Raw genomic sequence first — 14894 nt, forward strand, 5'->3', positions numbered from 1 at the left:
TAGGTTGGGTGCGCGTCGCCAGGCCCGGCCGCCGAGCACCGACAAGGAGCCTCCCATCAACATCCTGCAGAACGTCTCGAGCGAGATCCGCGAGTGGGAACGCGCCGTCACGACGGTGATGCTCCGCATACGCCAGATCGGGGTGCTGATCGACCGTCTGGGGCCCGCACTCGACGACCTGTCCGAACTGCTCGACGCCGCCAAGCAGATCGCGGAGACCGCGGAGGGGCTCGCCGTGAGCGCGAAGGGCATCGACCAGAGCGCCGAGATCATTGCCCGCGACGCGGAGAAGATCGCGCAGGCGCTGCCCGCGGTCGAGCGGCTGGGAAGACTCGCAGACCGCCTACCCGGTGGGGGTAGACGGTCTGCTGCCGGGCGGTGACGGGCGGATGGAGCCCCGTCACACGGTGTCAGTGAGCGAGGTCGTGGACCTCCGTGCCGGCGAGGCGCAGCTCGGCGGGTTGTGCGTCCGGGTCGTCGGCGATCCCCGAAATCGGCATCATGGCGAGGGCCTGGTCGAACGCGTCGACGAGCCATTCCCCGGTCACCGTCACGAGCCGAGTGTCCTCGGCGGCCGGCTGCTTCTGAAAGAAAGTCACCACCCACGGGTTCTGCGCGTCCGGATCGGAACTGAGATCCCCCGGTGCGTTGGTGGCGAGCAGGTAAATGCCGCGCTCGAAATCGACCCGGACGGCGTATCCGCTGCCGGTGTTGACGACGGTGGCCGGGCGGTGGGCGGCCAGGGCCAGCGTCATGAGGGCATCGGCGTAACGAGTGGTGTGCTCCACGGTGAGTGGCATGAACGATCACCTTTCAACTTCTGTGAGCGTCGCCGCGGCAGAGCAGGCCCGGAGTTCAGTGGTCCGAAAATGCAGTTCCTCCGACAGGTCACGAGAAGATAGAAGTCAAGCTGTTCGTCGGGAGCTTCGGCTGCGAGAGCGTCGTGCGGAATGGTGCTCTCACTGTCGGCCACCTTCGAGGTGGGCGTCCTGGCACAGCGTGCACAGTTGGTACGCCCGATTGGAGCACGGACGCGCCGGGCGGTCCGTGAACTCGGTAGCTGTGTACTCAACTACGACTAACCGTACGGTGCCGGGCCCGGATACGCGACACGGGGGCGTCCGTCGGATAGCGCTGTGGCCCATGACCTGGCGTCATGGGCCACAATGTGTCGGCCTGCGGGTCGGCTCAGTGCTGCAACACCGGGTAGTCGGTGTAGCCCCTCGCGCCCTCCGAGTAGAAGGTCTCGGGGTCCGGGGTGTTGAGCGGCAGGTCTTCCTGCCAGCGCCGCACGAGATCCGGGTTGGCGATCGCGGGACGCCCGACGACGACGGCATCGGCGTGGCCGTCGTCGAGGATGGCCAGCGCTTCGTCGCGGGTGGTGACCGCCCCGAAACCACTGTTGATCAGCACCGGGCCGCCGAAGCGCGTCCGCAGGTCCTGGGCAAGGGGCCCGGACGGGTCCTTGTGCAGAATGCTCAGGTAGGCGGGCTTCAACGGAGCAATGGCGTCGACCAGCGCGCCGTAGGTGGCCCGAACGTCGTCGGCGTCCAGTTCCAGGGCGTCCTGGATGTTGTGTTCGGGTGAGATGCGGATACCCACCCGCCCGGCGCCGATGGCGTCTGCGACGGCCTCGACCACCTCGACGACGAAGCGTGCCCGGTTCGCGGGGGAGCCGCCGTACGCGTCCTCACGCAGGTTGGATGCCGGGGAGAGGAATTCGTGCAGCAGGTAGCCGTTGGCGGCGTGGATTTCGACGCCGTCCATCCCGGCTGCCACCGCGTTCCGCGACGCCTGGACGAAATCCTCGATCACGGCGGGGAGTTCCTCGGTACGCAGCGCGCGGGGCACCGGGTACGGAGCCTTCCCCTCATAGGTGCGGGTCTCACCGTCGATGGCGACGGCGCTCGGGCCGACCACCTCGTGACCGCCGGTTGTTCCCTCGTGCGTGACGCGGCCGGCGTGCATGACCTGGGCGACGATCCGTCCACCGGCCGCATGCACGGCGTCGGCGACGTTCTTCCAGCCCGCAACCTGCTCGGGTGTCACCAGCCCGGGCTGGCCGGGGAAGCCCTGGCCGGCGTGGCTGGGGTACGTGCCTTCGCCGACGATCAGACCGAGAGAGGCCCGCTGACGGTAGTGCTCGACCACCAGCGGTCCGGGCACACCGTCACGCCCGGAGCGGACGCGGGTCAGGGGTGCCATCACGACCCGATTGGGCAGTTCGAGTTCGCCGAGTGTCAAGGGGGAGAAGAGATTCACAGATATCGGTCTTTCCGTAGGCGTGTTCGGCAGCGCCGTTCTCGGTGCCGCCGCGCAGGATCGGGATCCACTGGGGGAACGGGCCTACGGGCCGGGCTATTCCGACTAGAGACGGCCGTCACTGTGAGGGCACCGTCCCCGAGTCAGGGAATTGTGCTCGCCTACAGGCTGTGGTCGCATTCGAGCAGGGCGTCGAGCCACAGCAAGGCTTCGACGAGGGCCTGCATGCGAATGAGTGCGGTGTCGGCAGGCACGGGCGGCGGGGGATCGGATCCCTCCCGATGCCTGCTCTGCAGGTGTCTCACGACGGCGGTGAACAGCCACTCGGCGGGCGCGGGCAATTCCTCGTTCAGCTCGGCGGTGTCGTGCACGACGGGTACGACGCTGATGAAGCTGTCGACGGCGTCGGTGACGCTCGAGGCCGGATCCGCGATGAGGTCGGCGATGGTCGTGACGATCCACGCCACGACCGCCGTGAACGCCGACCGGTCGCTGCCGTGGTCGCACGCGATCTGGGAGATCTCGGGTGCGAGCGCCTGGAAGTCGCGGTCGCCGACCAAGGTCAGGAGGCGACCGCCCAGTTCCGCGCCGTCGGCGCGCTGAGGCCCATCGATCATGGCTGTCCCACGGCTGGTATTCGGCGCCGTGAGCGTTATGGATGGGCCGGGGAATCAACCTCGTCCGTGCCGCTCAGACCTCTGCTGCGACGGGCGGCTTGACTCCGGCGACGGGGCACTGCGCTTCGAGGAGCACACGCTGGGCGACGCTGCCCATGAGGAGTTTGCCGACGGGGGAGCGTCGCCGCATGCCGAGGACGAGGAGTTCGGCGGCGGAGTCGTAGGACGCGTCGATGAGGTTGTCGGCGTGGGAGCGGTCGGGTTCGTTCCGCGCGATGCGGTAGTCGACGCCGGCTGCGTCCGCTTCCTCCCTCGCGGAGTGCAGTTCGGCCCCGAAGCCGGGATTCGAGGCGCTGTCGCCGTCCGCGATCACGACGAGATCGGTTGCGCGCATGCGGGCTTCGGTGAATCCGAAGGCCAGGGCGCCTCGACTTTCGATTGTCGGAACGTAGCTGAGAATGACGCTCATCGTGACCTCGGCTCGAGTACGGGGGTGGTCAGGGTGCCCTGGGCGAGGTATTCGTCGAGGTTCTGCAGGGTGAGAGCCTCCATCGCGGCCCGGGTCTCGGTCGTGCCGCTCGCGACGTGGGGGAGGAGGACGACGGTGTCGAGCGCGAGGAGCGCTTCGGGAACGTGCGGTTCGCGGGCGAATACGTCCAGTCCGGCACCGGCGAGTTTGCGTTCGGTGAGCAGTTCGACGAGCGCGTCCTCGTCGACGACGCTTCCGCGTGCCACGTTGATCAGGTAGCCGTCGGGTCCGAGGGCCTCGAGAACCTGTCGGTCCACGAGCTTTTCGGTGCCCTTTCCGCCCGCTGCGGCGACGATCAGCACATCCACCCGGGCGGCGAGTGCGGCGGCCGAGCCGACGTAGGCGAACGGGGAGCCGGGAACCTCGCGCCGATTGTGGTACGAGATCGTGCAACCGAAGCCGGTGAGGCGGGTGGCGATGGCGGAGCCGATACGTCCCAGCCCGACGATGCCGACCCGCGTGCCGCTAACCTGCCGGGTGAGGGGGAAGTTGCCCTCGGCGGGCCAGCGGCCGTCACGCACGAAGCGGTCGGCGGCGGAGAAGCCGCGGAGCGTGTCGATCAGCAATCCGACGGCGGTGTCGGCGACGCAGTCGGTGAGGACGTCGGGGGTGTTGCTCACACCGATTCCGAGTTCCTCGGCGAGCACGACATCGGTTGTGTCGTAACCGACTCCGAAGTGCACGATCGCGCCGAGGTTCGGCAGTTCCGTCATCAGTGCGGCGTCGACTCCGGTGCGGCCGGACGTCACGACCGCGGTGACGGACTCGCCGTGTTCGGCGAGGAAGCTGGTGCGGTCGTCGCCCAGCGGGAGGTCGAGTGCGTCGTACTTCTCGGCGAGCGTCGCGGTGAGGGACGGCTTCAGCGGCCCGACCTTCAGGACGCGTCCTCCCGAAACAGTTTGTACAGCAGCTTCTTTCACGGACGACTCAGCGGTCACCATCGTGCCTCCTGACGAGTGGTGACGCGACTCTCCGCGTCACCGGTTACCCGTACGTTAAGCGGCGCCCGGAATACCTGTCCAACACGTAAATAACATGGATCGATACTCAAACGGCATTGGTTGGCGGCGCGTTGACGTGCGCAGATGCCGTAACCCCCTGTATGCGCCGGTCAGGGGCCTGCCGGGGTGATCGCAGTCTCCATCAATTGTGCGTGTGACCGCCCTCACGAGCCGTTTTGGGCCGTTTTCCCCTGTTGACGCTCCTCCGGGCCGCTCATAGCGTGTGTCTACCGTCACAGGCGGGCCCTCTTCACTCGCGTCGAGTACGCGACACATCCCTACGGAGGACACCATGAGCCCTGCACGTTCGCTGCAGCAGGGAACCCGTTACCGCGCCGTCGTCGCGGCCACCGCCGCACTGACGGTGCCGGCTCTGGTCACAGGTTGCTCGGTGGCCAATTCGAGCCACAGCGACGCCGCCAGCCCCGACACGTTGCGGATCGTGCTCCCGCAGGAGCCGCCCACGCTCGAACCCTGCGACGCGTCACTCACCTCAACCGGAGTCGTCGTCCGCTCCAACATCACCGAGCCGCTGGTGGAACGCAACGCCGATACCGGCGATCTCGAACCGAAGCTCGCCGACTCATGGGAGCAGACGTCGGACACGGTCTGGACGTTCCGGATCCGTCCGGGCGTCACGTTCAGCGACGGCAGCGTCTTCGACGCCGAGGACGCCGCCTTCTCGATTGATCGCACCGTCAACTCCACCATCGGCTGCGACGTCGACGGGTACGTCTTCGGCGACGACGAACTCGTGGTGAACGCGATCGACCCGTCGACCGTGACGGTGCAGACTCCCGTCGCCGACCCGATCCTTCCGCTGCGGATCTCGTTCGTGGAGATGGTGCCCTCCACCACCGACGCCCAGGACAAGGTGCGCGATCCCATCGGCACCGGCCCCTACAAGATCGACTACTGGGATCACGGGCAGCGACTCGCGCTGGTCCGCAACGACACGTACTGGGGCATGGCGCCCGAGTACACGCGGGCGATCTACCAGTGGCGGACCGAGGGCAGCGTCCGCGCCGCGATGGTCACCAACGACGAGGCCGAACTCGCCACGTACCTCGGTCCGGAGGACGGCGCGGGCGACCTCGGTGTCGCCTACCCCAACAACGAGACGACGGCGCTACGCATGATGGCCACCGAACCTCCGCTCGACGATTACCGCGTCCGCGAGGCCATCGACCTCTCCGTCAACCGGGAGGGGATCGTCAAGGCACTGTTCCAGGGCCTCGGCGAGCCGGCCGGGCAACTCGTCGGCAGCAGCATCGTCGGGTTCGACCCCGACCTGCAGCCGACCCCCTACGACTCCGATCGCGCCGCGCAACTGGTGGCGGAGGCGAAGGCCGACGGCGTTCCCGTCGACAACCAGATCCGCCTGATCGGGCGCACGGGCCAGTTCCCGAAGATCAACGAGACCATCGAGGTCATCCAGAACTCGCTGAGCAAGGCGGGCCTGAACGTGAAGATCGAGATGATGGACACGGCCGGGCAGATGCAGTACCAGATCCGGCCGTTCCCGCAGGGCACCGGACCGATTCTGCTGATGATCCAGCACGGCAACCAGGCGGGTGACGCGCAGTTCACCGTCGACCAGTACATGCGCAGCGACGGATACCAGAGCTACTTCGGCTCGCCCGGATACGACGCGCAGATCGACGCCGCCGAGCAACTCGTCGGCGACGCCCGGCAGGACGCGTTCGCCTCGGTACTGGCCAACGAGCCGAAGGAGATCCGGCAGTTCGCGTACATCGCCCACATGAACGCGGTGCTCGCCAAGTCCCCGACCGTGCAGTACGCGCCCAACTCCGCGACCGGCGACGAGATGCGCCTGAGCGAGATGACCCACGCGGACACATCCGCGAACGGCTAACCCCTCTTCCCAGCCCCCCGGAGGAACTGAGATGTCCCAACCGAACCCGATCCGAAGGCGGTGAGTCATGTTCGCCTTCCTGCGCCGACGCGTCTACACCAGCCTCGTACCCCTCCTCGTCGTCCTCTTCGGTGTGTTCCTGCTCGCCCGCCTCACCGGCGACCCGACCAACCTCTACCTCCCGGTCTCCGCGACACCGGATCAGCGCGCCGAGTTCGCGGCCGAGAACGGCCTCGACAAGCCGGTCCTGAGCCAGATGGTCGACTACCTGTCCGGGGTTGCCCACCTCGACTTCGGCGAATCGCTGCGCACCGGTGAATCCGCCGCGACCATGGCGTTGCGGGCGTTCCCGGCCACGCTGCAGCTGGCGTTCTTCACGATGCTGCTCGCGATCATCGGCGCCATCGTGATCGGCTGCTGGGCGGCGTACCGGCCGAATTCGCTCGCCGACCGGATCTCGAGCCTGCTGTCGATGACCGCGGCCAGCATCCCCGATTTCTGGTTCGCCATCACCGGCGTGTGGATCTTCGCGGTGGTGCTGGGGGTGCTGCCCACGTCGGGTACCGGAAGCGCGCTGTCGTGGATCCTGCCGATCGCGACTCTGCTCATCCGGCCCCTCGGCGTGCTCACCCAGGTGGTCCGCGGCGCGATGGTGTCGGCGCTGTCCGCACCATACGTACGTCTTGCTCGGAGTAAGGGCGCAGGCGACCTGCGCGTCGTCACCCATCACGCGCTCCGGAACGCCGCGGCTCCGGCGCTGACGGTGGCCGGCGACCTCACCGTCGGCCTGGTCAACGGCGCCGTCGTCGTCGAGGCGATCTTCGGATGGCCCGGCATCGGCAAGCTGATGATCGACGCGATCCTGCAGCGCGATTTCGCAGTACTGCAGGCGGCGGTGCTGCTGACCGCGGTCAGCATCTTCGTCCTCAACATCCTGATCGACGCGGGCTACGCACTTCTCGACGCGCGTGTCCGTGAGAAGTCCAAGGTCTAGGAGGCCGCCGAGATGTCCATAGACAACGCACCCCGCCTGGACGGCGCCGGCGACCTCTACCCGGGCCCCGACGAGACGCCTGCCGTCGCTGCCCCCGTCGGAGAAACCGTTCCGGCACCGAAACCGTCCCGGAGCAAGGCGCCGTTGTGGCGACTGCTCCCGCGGGACCGGATGGCCACGGTCGCGGCGGCGATCCTGGTGTTCGTGTTCCTCGTCGCCGTCTTCGGCCCGTGGCTCGTCGGCGACGCCGCGACGGATCAGAACCTCGACCAGTCCAACCTCGCACCGTTCCACGTGGCGAACGGGTGGATGAACATCCTCGGCACCGACCCGCTCGGACGCAGCATGCTGGCCCGGCTGATCGTCGCGTGCCGCACCACCCTCCTGGTGGCGCTGCCCGCGGTCGCGCTGTCCTGCATCATCGGGTCCCTCGTCGGCATGTGGGCGGGCTACCACCGCGGCTGGCGGGAGACGACGGCGATGCGCGTTGCCGACGTCATCATGAGCTTCCCCTCGCTGCTGATGGCCGTCGTCGTCCTCTACGTGTTCTCGCCCAGCGCCGCGAACATCGTCCTGGTCCTGGCCATCACCCGCATCCCGATCTACCTCCGCACCGCCCGCGCGGAGTCGGCGGAACTGCAGAGCCGGTTGTTCGTGGACGCCGCCCGCACGTTCGGCGCCCGCAGCGGAGCCGTCATCCGCAGGCACGTGTTCCCCATCCTGCTGCCGACGCTGCTCACCGTCGCCACCCTCGACTTCTGCTACGTGATGCTGGCCGAGTCGTCGCTGAGCTTCCTGGGCATCGGCATCCAGCCGCCGGACATCAGCTGGGGCCTGATGGTGTCCCAGGGCCGGACGTACCTGCAGACGGCGTGGTGGCTGTCGTTCTTCCCCGGCCTCGCCATCGTGATCACCACCGTGTCGGCGACCGTGCTCGCGGCATGGGCGCGGATCGCCACCGACCCCGCCCAGCGCTGGCGTCTGACCGTCCCGCGGTCGCGTCGCTCCCGGCTGTTCCCCACCCGAAAGGTCGTCTCATGAGTGCACCCGCACCGGCTGTCGAATCGCCCGACGTCGCAGACACCGACCGCGTCGCCCTCGAGGTCGCGGATCTGACCGTCGACCTGCGCACCCCCTCGGGCACGGTCCGGGCCGTCGACCACGTGTCGTTCACCGCGCGGCGCGGGGAAACCCTCGCGCTGCTCGGTGAGTCGGGGTGCGGCAAGTCGATGACCGCGCAGGCGCTCGTCGGCCTGCTCGAACCGATCGCCGACATCACCGACGGTTCGGTCCGTCTCGGCGACGTCGACCTGGTGACGGCGAAGGCCAGGACCCGCCGCACCCTCGCCGCCACCGAACTCGCCATCGTGTTCCAGGACGCGCTGACCGCGCTCAACCCGGTGTACACGGTCGGTAAGCAGTTGGCCGAACCGTTCCGCATCCATCGCGGGCTGTCCTCGAAAGAGGCGCGACGGGAAGCGGTCTCGCTGATGGAGAGGGTAGGGATTCCCGAGCCCGAATCGCGCGTCGACTCCTACCCGCACCAGTTCTCCGGCGGCATGCGGCAGCGCCTGCTGATCGCGATGGCCGTCGCACTGAGCCCGACGGTCCTGCTCGCCGACGAACCGACGACGGCACTCGACGTCACGGTGCAGGCACAGATCATGTCGCTGCTGCGGGATCTGCGCACCGAGCACGACATGGCCGTCATCCTGATCACCCACGATCTCGCGCTCGTCGCCGAGGAGGCCGACCGCGTCGCGATCATGTACGCGGGCAACGTCGTCGAGACGGGCCCGGTCGCCGAGGTGTTCTCGTCGCCGCAGCACCCGTACACCAAGGGGCTGCTCGATTCGGTTCCCGTGCACGCGGTCCGCGGCGAAGACCTGAAATCCATCGGCGGCACCCCGCCCGACCTGCACTCCATTCCGTCCGGCTGCGTCTACCAGGCGCGCTGCCCGCTGGCCCGCGACCTGTGCCGCACCACCCGCCCACCGCTCGCCGACGTCGCCACACACGGCCGCCGCTCGGCGTGCCACTTCCCCGAGGAGATCTCGCATGTCTGAGTCGATTCTGAAGGTGCGGGGCCTCACCAAGACGTTCAAGGTGCCTGCCAACGCGGCGGGCAAGAATCAGTTGCGCGCGCTCGACGGCATCGACCTCGACCTCGCCCGCGGCGAAACGCTCGGGCTCGTCGGCGAATCGGGTTGTGGAAAGTCCACTCTCGCCCGCACGCTGATGATGCTCGAGCGCCCCGACTCCGGTTCGGTGACCTGGGACGGCGTCGACCCGTTCTCGCTGAAGGGCAAGGACCTGCTGGCGCTGCGCCGCCGGGTGCAGATGGTGTTCCAGGACCCGTACGCGTCGCTGAACTCCCGGATGTCGGCGGCCGACATCATCGCCGAGCCGTGGCGCACCCACAAGACGATGTACAAGACGAGCCGCGACCGGGCGGCACGGGTGCGGGAACTGCTGCACCTCGTGGGTCTGCGGCCGAGCGACGAGCACCGGTACCCGCAGGAGTTCTCCGGCGGTCAGCGGCAGCGACTCGGGATCGCCCGTGCCCTGGCGTTGAACCCGAGCGTCGTCATCTGCGACGAACCCGTGTCGGCTCTCGACCTGTCGGTGCAGGCGCAGGTGCTCAACCTGCTGAACGACCTGCAGAAGCAGCTCGGCATCTCGTACGTGTTCATCTCGCACGACCTGTCGGTGGTCCGGCACGTCGCCGACCGCGTCGCCGTGATGTACCTCGGGCGGATCGTGGAGACGGGTGTGACGGACGCCGTCTTCGACCGTCCCGCCCATCCGTACACCGAGGCCCTGATGTCGGCGGCACCGAAGCTGGACGCCGAATCCCGGGGCAAGCGGATCATCCTCGACGGTGAAGTGCCGTCGCCGCTGAACCCGCCGTCGGGCTGCCGGTTCCGCACCCGCTGCGCCCACGCCACCGACATCTGCGCGAGCACCGTGCCGCCCGCCGCCGTCGACGAGCGGGAGAGCGGCCACGTCGCCGAATGCCACCACCCCCGGCGTCCGATCGAACTCGGCGTTCCCGTCGCGGTCGGGTGAGCGGGGCAGGGTTCGCGATCATCGCGTTCGCCGTCTTCCTCGCCTCGTGCATGCAGGCCTCGATCGGATTCGGGATGGGGATGCTCGCCGCACCCGTCGTCGCGCTCGTCGACCCGGGCCTGCTGCCCGGGACCCTGATCATGACGGCGACGGTCGTCACGGTGATGGTGGTGTGGCGGGAACGCGACGCCCTCGATCTGTCGGGCACCGGGTGGGCGCTGGCCGGCCGGGTGCCGGGCACGATCGCGGGCGCGTTGCTGCTGGTGGTGCTGCCGGAACGGGGGCTGTCGCTGCTACTCGCCGCCGTGGTGCTGGCCGGGGTCGTCTTCGCGACGCTGGGCTGGGCACCGCCGCCGCGACGCCGGAACCTCGCCGTCGCAGGCGCCGCGTCGGGTCTGCTCGGCACGGCCACGTCGATCGGCGGGCCGCCGATGGCACTGGTGATGCAGGGGTCGAAGGGGGCGCAGCTGCGCGGCAACATGAGCGCGTTCTTCCTGGTGGGCTCCACGCTGTCGGTGGCCGTTCTCGCCGCGACGGGGTCGGTGCATCGCGAGTCGGCGGTGATGTTCCTGCTGCTGATCCCGGCGACGGTGCTCGGCTACGTGGCGTCGCGGTTCGTGAATCGCCACCTGGACGCTGCACGCCTGCGCCGGGCGTCGATCACGGTGTCCTGTGTGGGTGCGTTGATGCTGATCGGACAGCAGCTTCTCTGATGCAGTGTCTGCATCGTTCGATGCTCAACAAGTCTTGGACATGTATCGATCGGGCCACTTAGAGTTTTGGTTGTGAGGCGCCTCACGGGCGGCGCTGCGCTGTGAAGGAAGGTTTTCGGAGATGAGTACAACGAGCACCACCCCGGTCGTCACCGACATGCGAGTGGTCCCGATCGCGGGACACGACAGCATGCTCCTGAACCTGTCCGGCGCGCATGCCCCGTACTTCACCCGGAACCTGGTGATCCTCACCGATTCCGACGGCAACACCGGTGTCGGCGAGGTGCCCGGCGGTGAACCGATCCGCCGTACCCTCGAAGACGTCCGCGCGATCGTGACCGGGCGCAGCATCGGCGAGTACAACGGCGTTCTCGCCGATCTGCGACGCACGTTCGCCGACCGGGACGCGGCGGGCCGCGGCAACCAGACGTTCGACCTCCGAGTTGCGATCCACGCCGTCACCGCCGTCGAGTCGGCACTCCTCGACGTGCTCGGGCAGCACCTCGGTGTTCCCGTCGCGGCCCTGCTCGGCGAGGGGCAGCAGCGCGAGAAGGTGCAGGCGCTCGGCTACCTCTTCTTCGTCGGCGACCGCAACAAGACCGACCTCGAGTACCAGTCGGGTGCGGCGGAGTCCGACGACTGGCTGCGCCTGCGGCACGAGGAGGCGCTGACACCGGACGCGGTCGTGCGGCTGGCCGAGGCGGCTCAGGCGCGATACGGCTTCGCCGACTTCAAGCTCAAGGGCGGCGTCCTGGCACCCCGCGAGGAGGCGGCGGCCGTGACGGCGCTGGCCGAGCGATTCCCCGACGCCCGGATCACCCTCGACCCCAACGGCGGTTGGCTGCTGTCGGAGGCGATCGAGACGTGCCGCGGGCTGAAAGACGTTCTCGCGTATGCCGAGGACCCGGTCGGCCCCGAGGGCAGCTTCTCCGGTCGAGAGGTGATGAGCGAATTCAAGCGCGCCACCGGACTGCCGACCGCCACCAACATGATCGCCACCGACTGGCGCGAGATGGGGCACACCATCCGCTCCGGCGCCGTCGACATCCCGCTCGCCGACCCGCACTTCTGGACCATGAACGGATCCGTCCGCGTCGCCCAGCTCTGCGACGCGTGGGGTCTCACGTGGGGTTCGCATTCCAACAACCACTTCGACGTGTCGCTCGCGATGTTCACCCACGTCGCGGCCGCGGCTCCGGGCGACATCACCGCCATCGATACGCACTGGATCTGGCAGGACGGTCAGCGGATCACGAAGGACCCGTTCGAGATCGAAGACGGCTACCTCACCGTGCCGTCGACCCCCGGCCTCGGTGTCGAACTCGACATGGACCGCGTCGAGGCCGCCCACGAGCTGTACCGGCAGAAGGGGCTCGGCGCGCGCGACGACTCGATCGGCATGCAGTTCCTGGTGCCCGGCTGGACGTTCGACAGCAAGCGCCCGGCGTTGGTGCGCGCCTGATGAAGGTCGTCGTCGGCGATCGGAACCTGCTGCCGCATCGCGAACTGTTCGAGTCGGGGCTGCCGTCCGGTGCGACGGTGTCGTGGCATCGGACGTTCGACGAGTCGGCCATCGTCGCCGACCTCGCCGACGCCGACGTCTATGTGGGCGGCCGGTTCACCGCCGCGATGGCGGCCGCTGCGCCGAAGTTGCGCCTGCTGCACGTCGCCGGCGCGGGCACCGACAACGTGGCGTTCGCCGCGCTCCCCGCGGACACCCTGGTGGCCAACACCTTCCACCACGAGGACTCGATCGCCGAGTACATCGTGTCGGCGGCGCTGATGCTGCGCCGCGGATTCCTCCGGCACGATCGCGCCCTCCGCGGCGACGTGTGGGCCACCTCGGTGTACGACGACGCGATCGCGCAGTCCCGGTCGATGCGGGGCGCGCGGGTCGGATTCGTCGGCTTCGGTCACATCGGCCGGCGGTCGTGGAACGTGCTGCGCGCGTTCGGGTCCGAGGGCTGCGCCGTGACCGGGCGGGGAAATCTCGACGCCGCCGAGGAAGGCCTCGCCTGGGCAGGGGGCAACACGTCGCTGCTCCGGCTCCTGACGGAGTCCGACGTCGTGGTGGTGTCCGCGCCCCTGAACGATCACACCCGCGACATGATCGGCGGCGCGGAACTCGACGCGCTCGGCCCCGATGGCATCTTGATCAACGTCGGGCGCGGCCTCCTCGTCCAGGAACAGCCGCTGTACGACGCGCTGGCGTCGCGCCGGATCGCGGCCGCGGCGATCGACGTCTGGTACTCCTACCCCGACGCCGGCGGTCACGGCGCCCCGAGCGCGCTGCCGTTCCGCGATCTGCCGAACGTCCTGATGACCCCGCACTCGTCCGGCGTCACCGACCACACGTTCGTCGGCCGGGTCGGCGACATCACCGACAACATCCGCAGGCTGGACACGGGGCAGACGGTCCTGCGCACCGTCCGCCCCGGCTAGCGTGCGTCAGTAGTTACCGCAGGTCTCGGCGATCGCCAGCGCCTTCGCGCGCCACTCGACGGCCGGTCCCTCGGTAGGCACGGTGTCCAGTCGGCTCTTCAGCTGCGGGTGGGCGTCGAGGACGGCCTGGCGGTCGGCCGGGGACTTCGAGAAGAAGTCCGCCAGCTGAGCCTTGCGCTCGGGTGCCTGGTCGAGGCGCGCGGCGAGCTGCGGAGTCACGTCGTGCATCGCCGCATCGATCTGCGCGAAGCTGCACGTGGAGTTCACGAGGCGGGCGGAGTCAGAGTCGACTGGATCGGCGGAGGCGATGCCCGGGATCACGAGGGCGGCGGAGATCGCGCCGACGGCGGCGATACCGAATTGCAGACGTGCTCGTGAAACGTTCATGACGAGTCCTCCCATGTCGGTTGGTTTGCCGGGGAAACGATAGGGGCCCGAATTGTGACTTTCCTGAGGACCGTCTGAGAATTGGTGCGGCGAACTGGACTCCGAAGATGGTGCGCAACGCGAAGGCCGCACGTCAGCAGCCCACCGATCGGCGTTCGGCGTTCGGCAGGTTCGTGGAGCAGATCGAACTCCGGGTCAGCCAGGCGCCCGTCCAGCTGTGTGGGGTCATCCACAGCCCGTGGACGAGGTCGAGGGTGTCGGGTGCTGCGGTGTGACCTTTCATGACTGTGATCCTTTCGTCTCGGGTGAGGGGATGCCACGAGGTGTAGGTAGACCGCGAGCACGGCGCCGTCGATCCGCGCGGATGACTTTCTTGCCGCCGACATCGAACGGCACTGTCTGGTCGTCGTCACGTGAATGACGAGGGTGGGGACGTCGACCTTGTCGAGGTCAGCTCGGAAGTCCGTCGCCGAGAACGCGGCGATGCCTTCGTAGGCGTTGTGGTGACCCCCCTGATTTGCCTGCGACCAGAACGAGTCGCGTACACCCTGGGACGGGTGACTGTCAGGTCGGTTGCGCCGAAGAATCGAAGGCTTCGACCGGGATGCCGTCGGGGTTGTCGGCGGTCTGCAGCATGAATGGCGGCACCGCCGAGGCGAGCACGATCTGGGCGACCCGGCCGGTCCCGTGCCGTCCGGCGTATCTACTCACCTCACCACCGCCGGTCGAGAGACCGACCAGCGTGGTGTCGTGAAGGTCGAGGTGCTCGAGTAGCGCCGCGAGGTCGGTCCTGCGCCTCCCAGCTGTCCGCATTGAGCGGCCACCCGTGGCTCAGGACTACGGGCGGCCGGCACCCCGGTCCTTGTAGGGGATCTCGGTGCCGCCGAGAGTGGTGACTGCCGGTATGCCGTACTTCTCGATGAGGACTCCCCGATGAAGAGCGAGTGGCAATGGGAGCGACGGTCCCACCGTCGAGCTTTCGGACCTGCTAAACCGGCTCAGCG

Annotated in this window: 17 protein-coding genes; 9 read left to right on the forward strand and 8 right to left on the reverse strand. The window is 68.4% G+C overall.

Features of this window, described 5'->3' with window-relative positions; genetic code table 11:
* Positions 1 to 4: 4 nt before the first annotated feature.
* Positions 5 to 382 carry a hypothetical protein gene (locus ACLIVD_RS01395; protein WP_280784793.1) on the forward strand — a complete coding sequence of 126 codons (378 nt, stop codon included), beginning with the start codon at positions 5 to 7 and terminating at the stop codon, positions 380 to 382.
* Positions 383 to 410: 28 nt separating this feature from the next.
* Here ACLIVD_RS01395 and ACLIVD_RS01400 read toward each other — a convergent pair whose 3' ends face one another.
* The 5 genes from ACLIVD_RS01400 to ACLIVD_RS01420 all read right to left on the reverse strand — a co-directional run bounded on the left by ACLIVD_RS01400 (position 411) and on the right by ACLIVD_RS01420 (position 4349).
* Positions 411 to 800, reverse strand: a complete 390-nt coding sequence (locus ACLIVD_RS01400) for a hypothetical protein (RefSeq protein ID WP_280784792.1) — start codon at positions 798 to 800, stop codon at positions 411 to 413.
* 388 nt (positions 801 to 1188) lie between these two features.
* Positions 1189 to 2262, reverse strand: a complete 1074-nt coding sequence (locus tag ACLIVD_RS01405) for an alkene reductase (protein WP_283336498.1) — start codon at positions 2260 to 2262, stop codon at positions 1189 to 1191.
* A 161-nt stretch (positions 2263 to 2423) separates the two neighbouring features.
* Positions 2424 to 2879, reverse strand: a complete 456-nt coding sequence (locus ACLIVD_RS01410; RefSeq protein ID WP_283336499.1) for a hypothetical protein — start codon at positions 2877 to 2879, stop codon at positions 2424 to 2426.
* A gap of 73 nt (positions 2880 to 2952) precedes the next feature.
* Positions 2953 to 3348, reverse strand: coding sequence for a universal stress protein (locus ACLIVD_RS01415; RefSeq protein WP_491931813.1), 396 nt, complete (start codon positions 3346 to 3348; stop codon positions 2953 to 2955).
* The gene (locus ACLIVD_RS01420) at positions 3345 to 4349 is read right to left on the reverse strand and encodes a 2-hydroxyacid dehydrogenase (protein WP_283336501.1); all 1005 of its coding nucleotides are present in this window, start codon (positions 4347 to 4349) and stop codon (positions 3345 to 3347) included. The genes ACLIVD_RS01415 and ACLIVD_RS01420 overlap by 4 nt, the downstream gene beginning before the upstream one ends.
* 352 nt (positions 4350 to 4701) lie before the next feature.
* Here ACLIVD_RS01420 and ACLIVD_RS01425 point away from each other — a divergent pair, with 352 nt between their 5' ends.
* From ACLIVD_RS01425 to ACLIVD_RS01460, 8 genes are all read left to right on the forward strand, one after another.
* Positions 4702 to 6285 carry an ABC transporter substrate-binding protein gene (locus ACLIVD_RS01425; RefSeq protein WP_283336502.1) on the forward strand — a complete coding sequence of 528 codons (1584 nt, stop codon included), beginning with the start codon at positions 4702 to 4704 and terminating at the stop codon, positions 6283 to 6285.
* 67 nt (positions 6286 to 6352) lie between these two features.
* Positions 6353 to 7279, forward strand: coding sequence for an ABC transporter permease (locus tag ACLIVD_RS01430; protein WP_005256530.1), 927 nt, complete (start codon positions 6353 to 6355; stop codon positions 7277 to 7279).
* Between the two features lie 12 nt (positions 7280 to 7291).
* A complete protein-coding gene (locus ACLIVD_RS01435) occupies positions 7292 to 8320 on the forward strand; it encodes an ABC transporter permease (RefSeq protein WP_491931814.1) in 1029 nt (342 codons plus the stop codon).
* On the forward strand, positions 8317 to 9345 hold the full coding sequence (locus ACLIVD_RS01440) for an ABC transporter ATP-binding protein (protein WP_283336503.1): 1029 nt from the start codon (positions 8317 to 8319) through the stop codon (positions 9343 to 9345). Before ACLIVD_RS01435 ends, ACLIVD_RS01440 begins: the two co-directional genes overlap by 4 nt.
* Positions 9338 to 10348 carry an ABC transporter ATP-binding protein gene (locus ACLIVD_RS01445; RefSeq protein WP_283336504.1) on the forward strand — a complete coding sequence of 337 codons (1011 nt, stop codon included), beginning with the start codon at positions 9338 to 9340 and terminating at the stop codon, positions 10346 to 10348. Before ACLIVD_RS01440 ends, ACLIVD_RS01445 begins: the two co-directional genes overlap by 8 nt.
* A complete protein-coding gene (locus ACLIVD_RS01450; RefSeq protein ID WP_169695018.1) occupies positions 10345 to 11061 on the forward strand; it encodes a sulfite exporter TauE/SafE family protein in 717 nt (238 codons plus the stop codon). Before ACLIVD_RS01445 ends, ACLIVD_RS01450 begins: the two co-directional genes overlap by 4 nt.
* A gap of 121 nt (positions 11062 to 11182) precedes the next feature.
* The gene (gudD, locus tag ACLIVD_RS01455; RefSeq protein WP_491931815.1) at positions 11183 to 12523 is read left to right on the forward strand and encodes a glucarate dehydratase; all 1341 of its coding nucleotides are present in this window, start codon (positions 11183 to 11185) and stop codon (positions 12521 to 12523) included.
* Positions 12523 to 13503, forward strand: a complete 981-nt coding sequence (locus ACLIVD_RS01460; RefSeq protein ID WP_283336505.1) for a 2-hydroxyacid dehydrogenase — start codon at positions 12523 to 12525, stop codon at positions 13501 to 13503. Before gudD ends, ACLIVD_RS01460 begins: the two co-directional genes overlap by 1 nt.
* A gap of 6 nt (positions 13504 to 13509) precedes the next feature.
* On the opposite strand, the gene ACLIVD_RS01465 is transcribed toward ACLIVD_RS01460, so the two are convergent.
* The 3 genes from ACLIVD_RS01465 to ACLIVD_RS01475 all read right to left on the reverse strand — a co-directional run bounded on the left by ACLIVD_RS01465 (position 13510) and on the right by ACLIVD_RS01475 (position 14703).
* Positions 13510 to 13890: a hemophore-related protein gene (locus ACLIVD_RS01465; protein WP_283336506.1), complete on the reverse strand. Its 381-nt coding sequence runs from the start codon at positions 13888 to 13890 to the stop codon at positions 13510 to 13512.
* 133 nt (positions 13891 to 14023) lie between these two features.
* The gene (locus ACLIVD_RS01470; RefSeq protein WP_283336507.1) at positions 14024 to 14173 is read right to left on the reverse strand and encodes a hypothetical protein; all 150 of its coding nucleotides are present in this window, start codon (positions 14171 to 14173) and stop codon (positions 14024 to 14026) included.
* Between the two features lie 281 nt (positions 14174 to 14454).
* Entirely contained in the window at positions 14455 to 14703 is a 249-nt protein-coding gene (locus tag ACLIVD_RS01475) for an alpha/beta fold hydrolase (RefSeq protein WP_491931816.1), read from the reverse strand.
* Positions 14704 to 14894: the final 191 nt, after the last annotated feature.

The organism is Rhodococcus sp. G6(2025), from assembly GCF_058628105.1.

Bases quoted from the DNA above. Each gene is read 5' to 3' on its own strand.
- gudD (WP_491931815.1), top strand. From the start codon at position 11,183: ATGAGTACAACGAGCACCACCCCGGTCGTCACCGACATGCGAGTGGTC.
- ACLIVD_RS01430 (WP_005256530.1), top strand. From the start codon at position 6,353: ATGTTCGCCTTCCTGCGCCGACGCGTCTACACCAGCCTCGTACCCCTC.
- ACLIVD_RS01410 (WP_283336499.1), bottom strand. From the start codon at position 2,879: ATGATCGATGGGCCTCAGCGCGCCGACGGCGCGGAACTGGGCGGTCGC.
- ACLIVD_RS01425 (WP_283336502.1), top strand. From the start codon at position 4,702: ATGAGCCCTGCACGTTCGCTGCAGCAGGGAACCCGTTACCGCGCCGTC.
- ACLIVD_RS01415 (WP_491931813.1), bottom strand. From the start codon at position 3,348: ATGAGCGTCATTCTCAGCTACGTTCCGACAATCGAAAGTCGAGGCGCC.
- ACLIVD_RS01460 (WP_283336505.1), top strand. From the start codon at position 12,523: ATGAAGGTCGTCGTCGGCGATCGGAACCTGCTGCCGCATCGCGAACTG.
- ACLIVD_RS01440 (WP_283336503.1), top strand. From the start codon at position 8,317: ATGAGTGCACCCGCACCGGCTGTCGAATCGCCCGACGTCGCAGACACC.
- ACLIVD_RS01400 (WP_280784792.1), bottom strand. From the start codon at position 800: ATGCCACTCACCGTGGAGCACACCACTCGTTACGCCGATGCCCTCATG.
- ACLIVD_RS01435 (WP_491931814.1), top strand. From the start codon at position 7,292: ATGTCCATAGACAACGCACCCCGCCTGGACGGCGCCGGCGACCTCTAC.
- ACLIVD_RS01470 (WP_283336507.1), bottom strand. From the start codon at position 14,173: ATGAAAGGTCACACCGCAGCACCCGACACCCTCGACCTCGTCCACGGG.
- ACLIVD_RS01465 (WP_283336506.1), bottom strand. From the start codon at position 13,890: ATGAACGTTTCACGAGCACGTCTGCAATTCGGTATCGCCGCCGTCGGC.
- ACLIVD_RS01420 (WP_283336501.1), bottom strand. From the start codon at position 4,349: ATGGTGACCGCTGAGTCGTCCGTGAAAGAAGCTGCTGTACAAACTGTT.
- ACLIVD_RS01445 (WP_283336504.1), top strand. From the start codon at position 9,338: ATGTCTGAGTCGATTCTGAAGGTGCGGGGCCTCACCAAGACGTTCAAG.
- ACLIVD_RS01475 (WP_491931816.1), bottom strand. From the start codon at position 14,703: ATGCGGACAGCTGGGAGGCGCAGGACCGACCTCGCGGCGCTACTCGAG.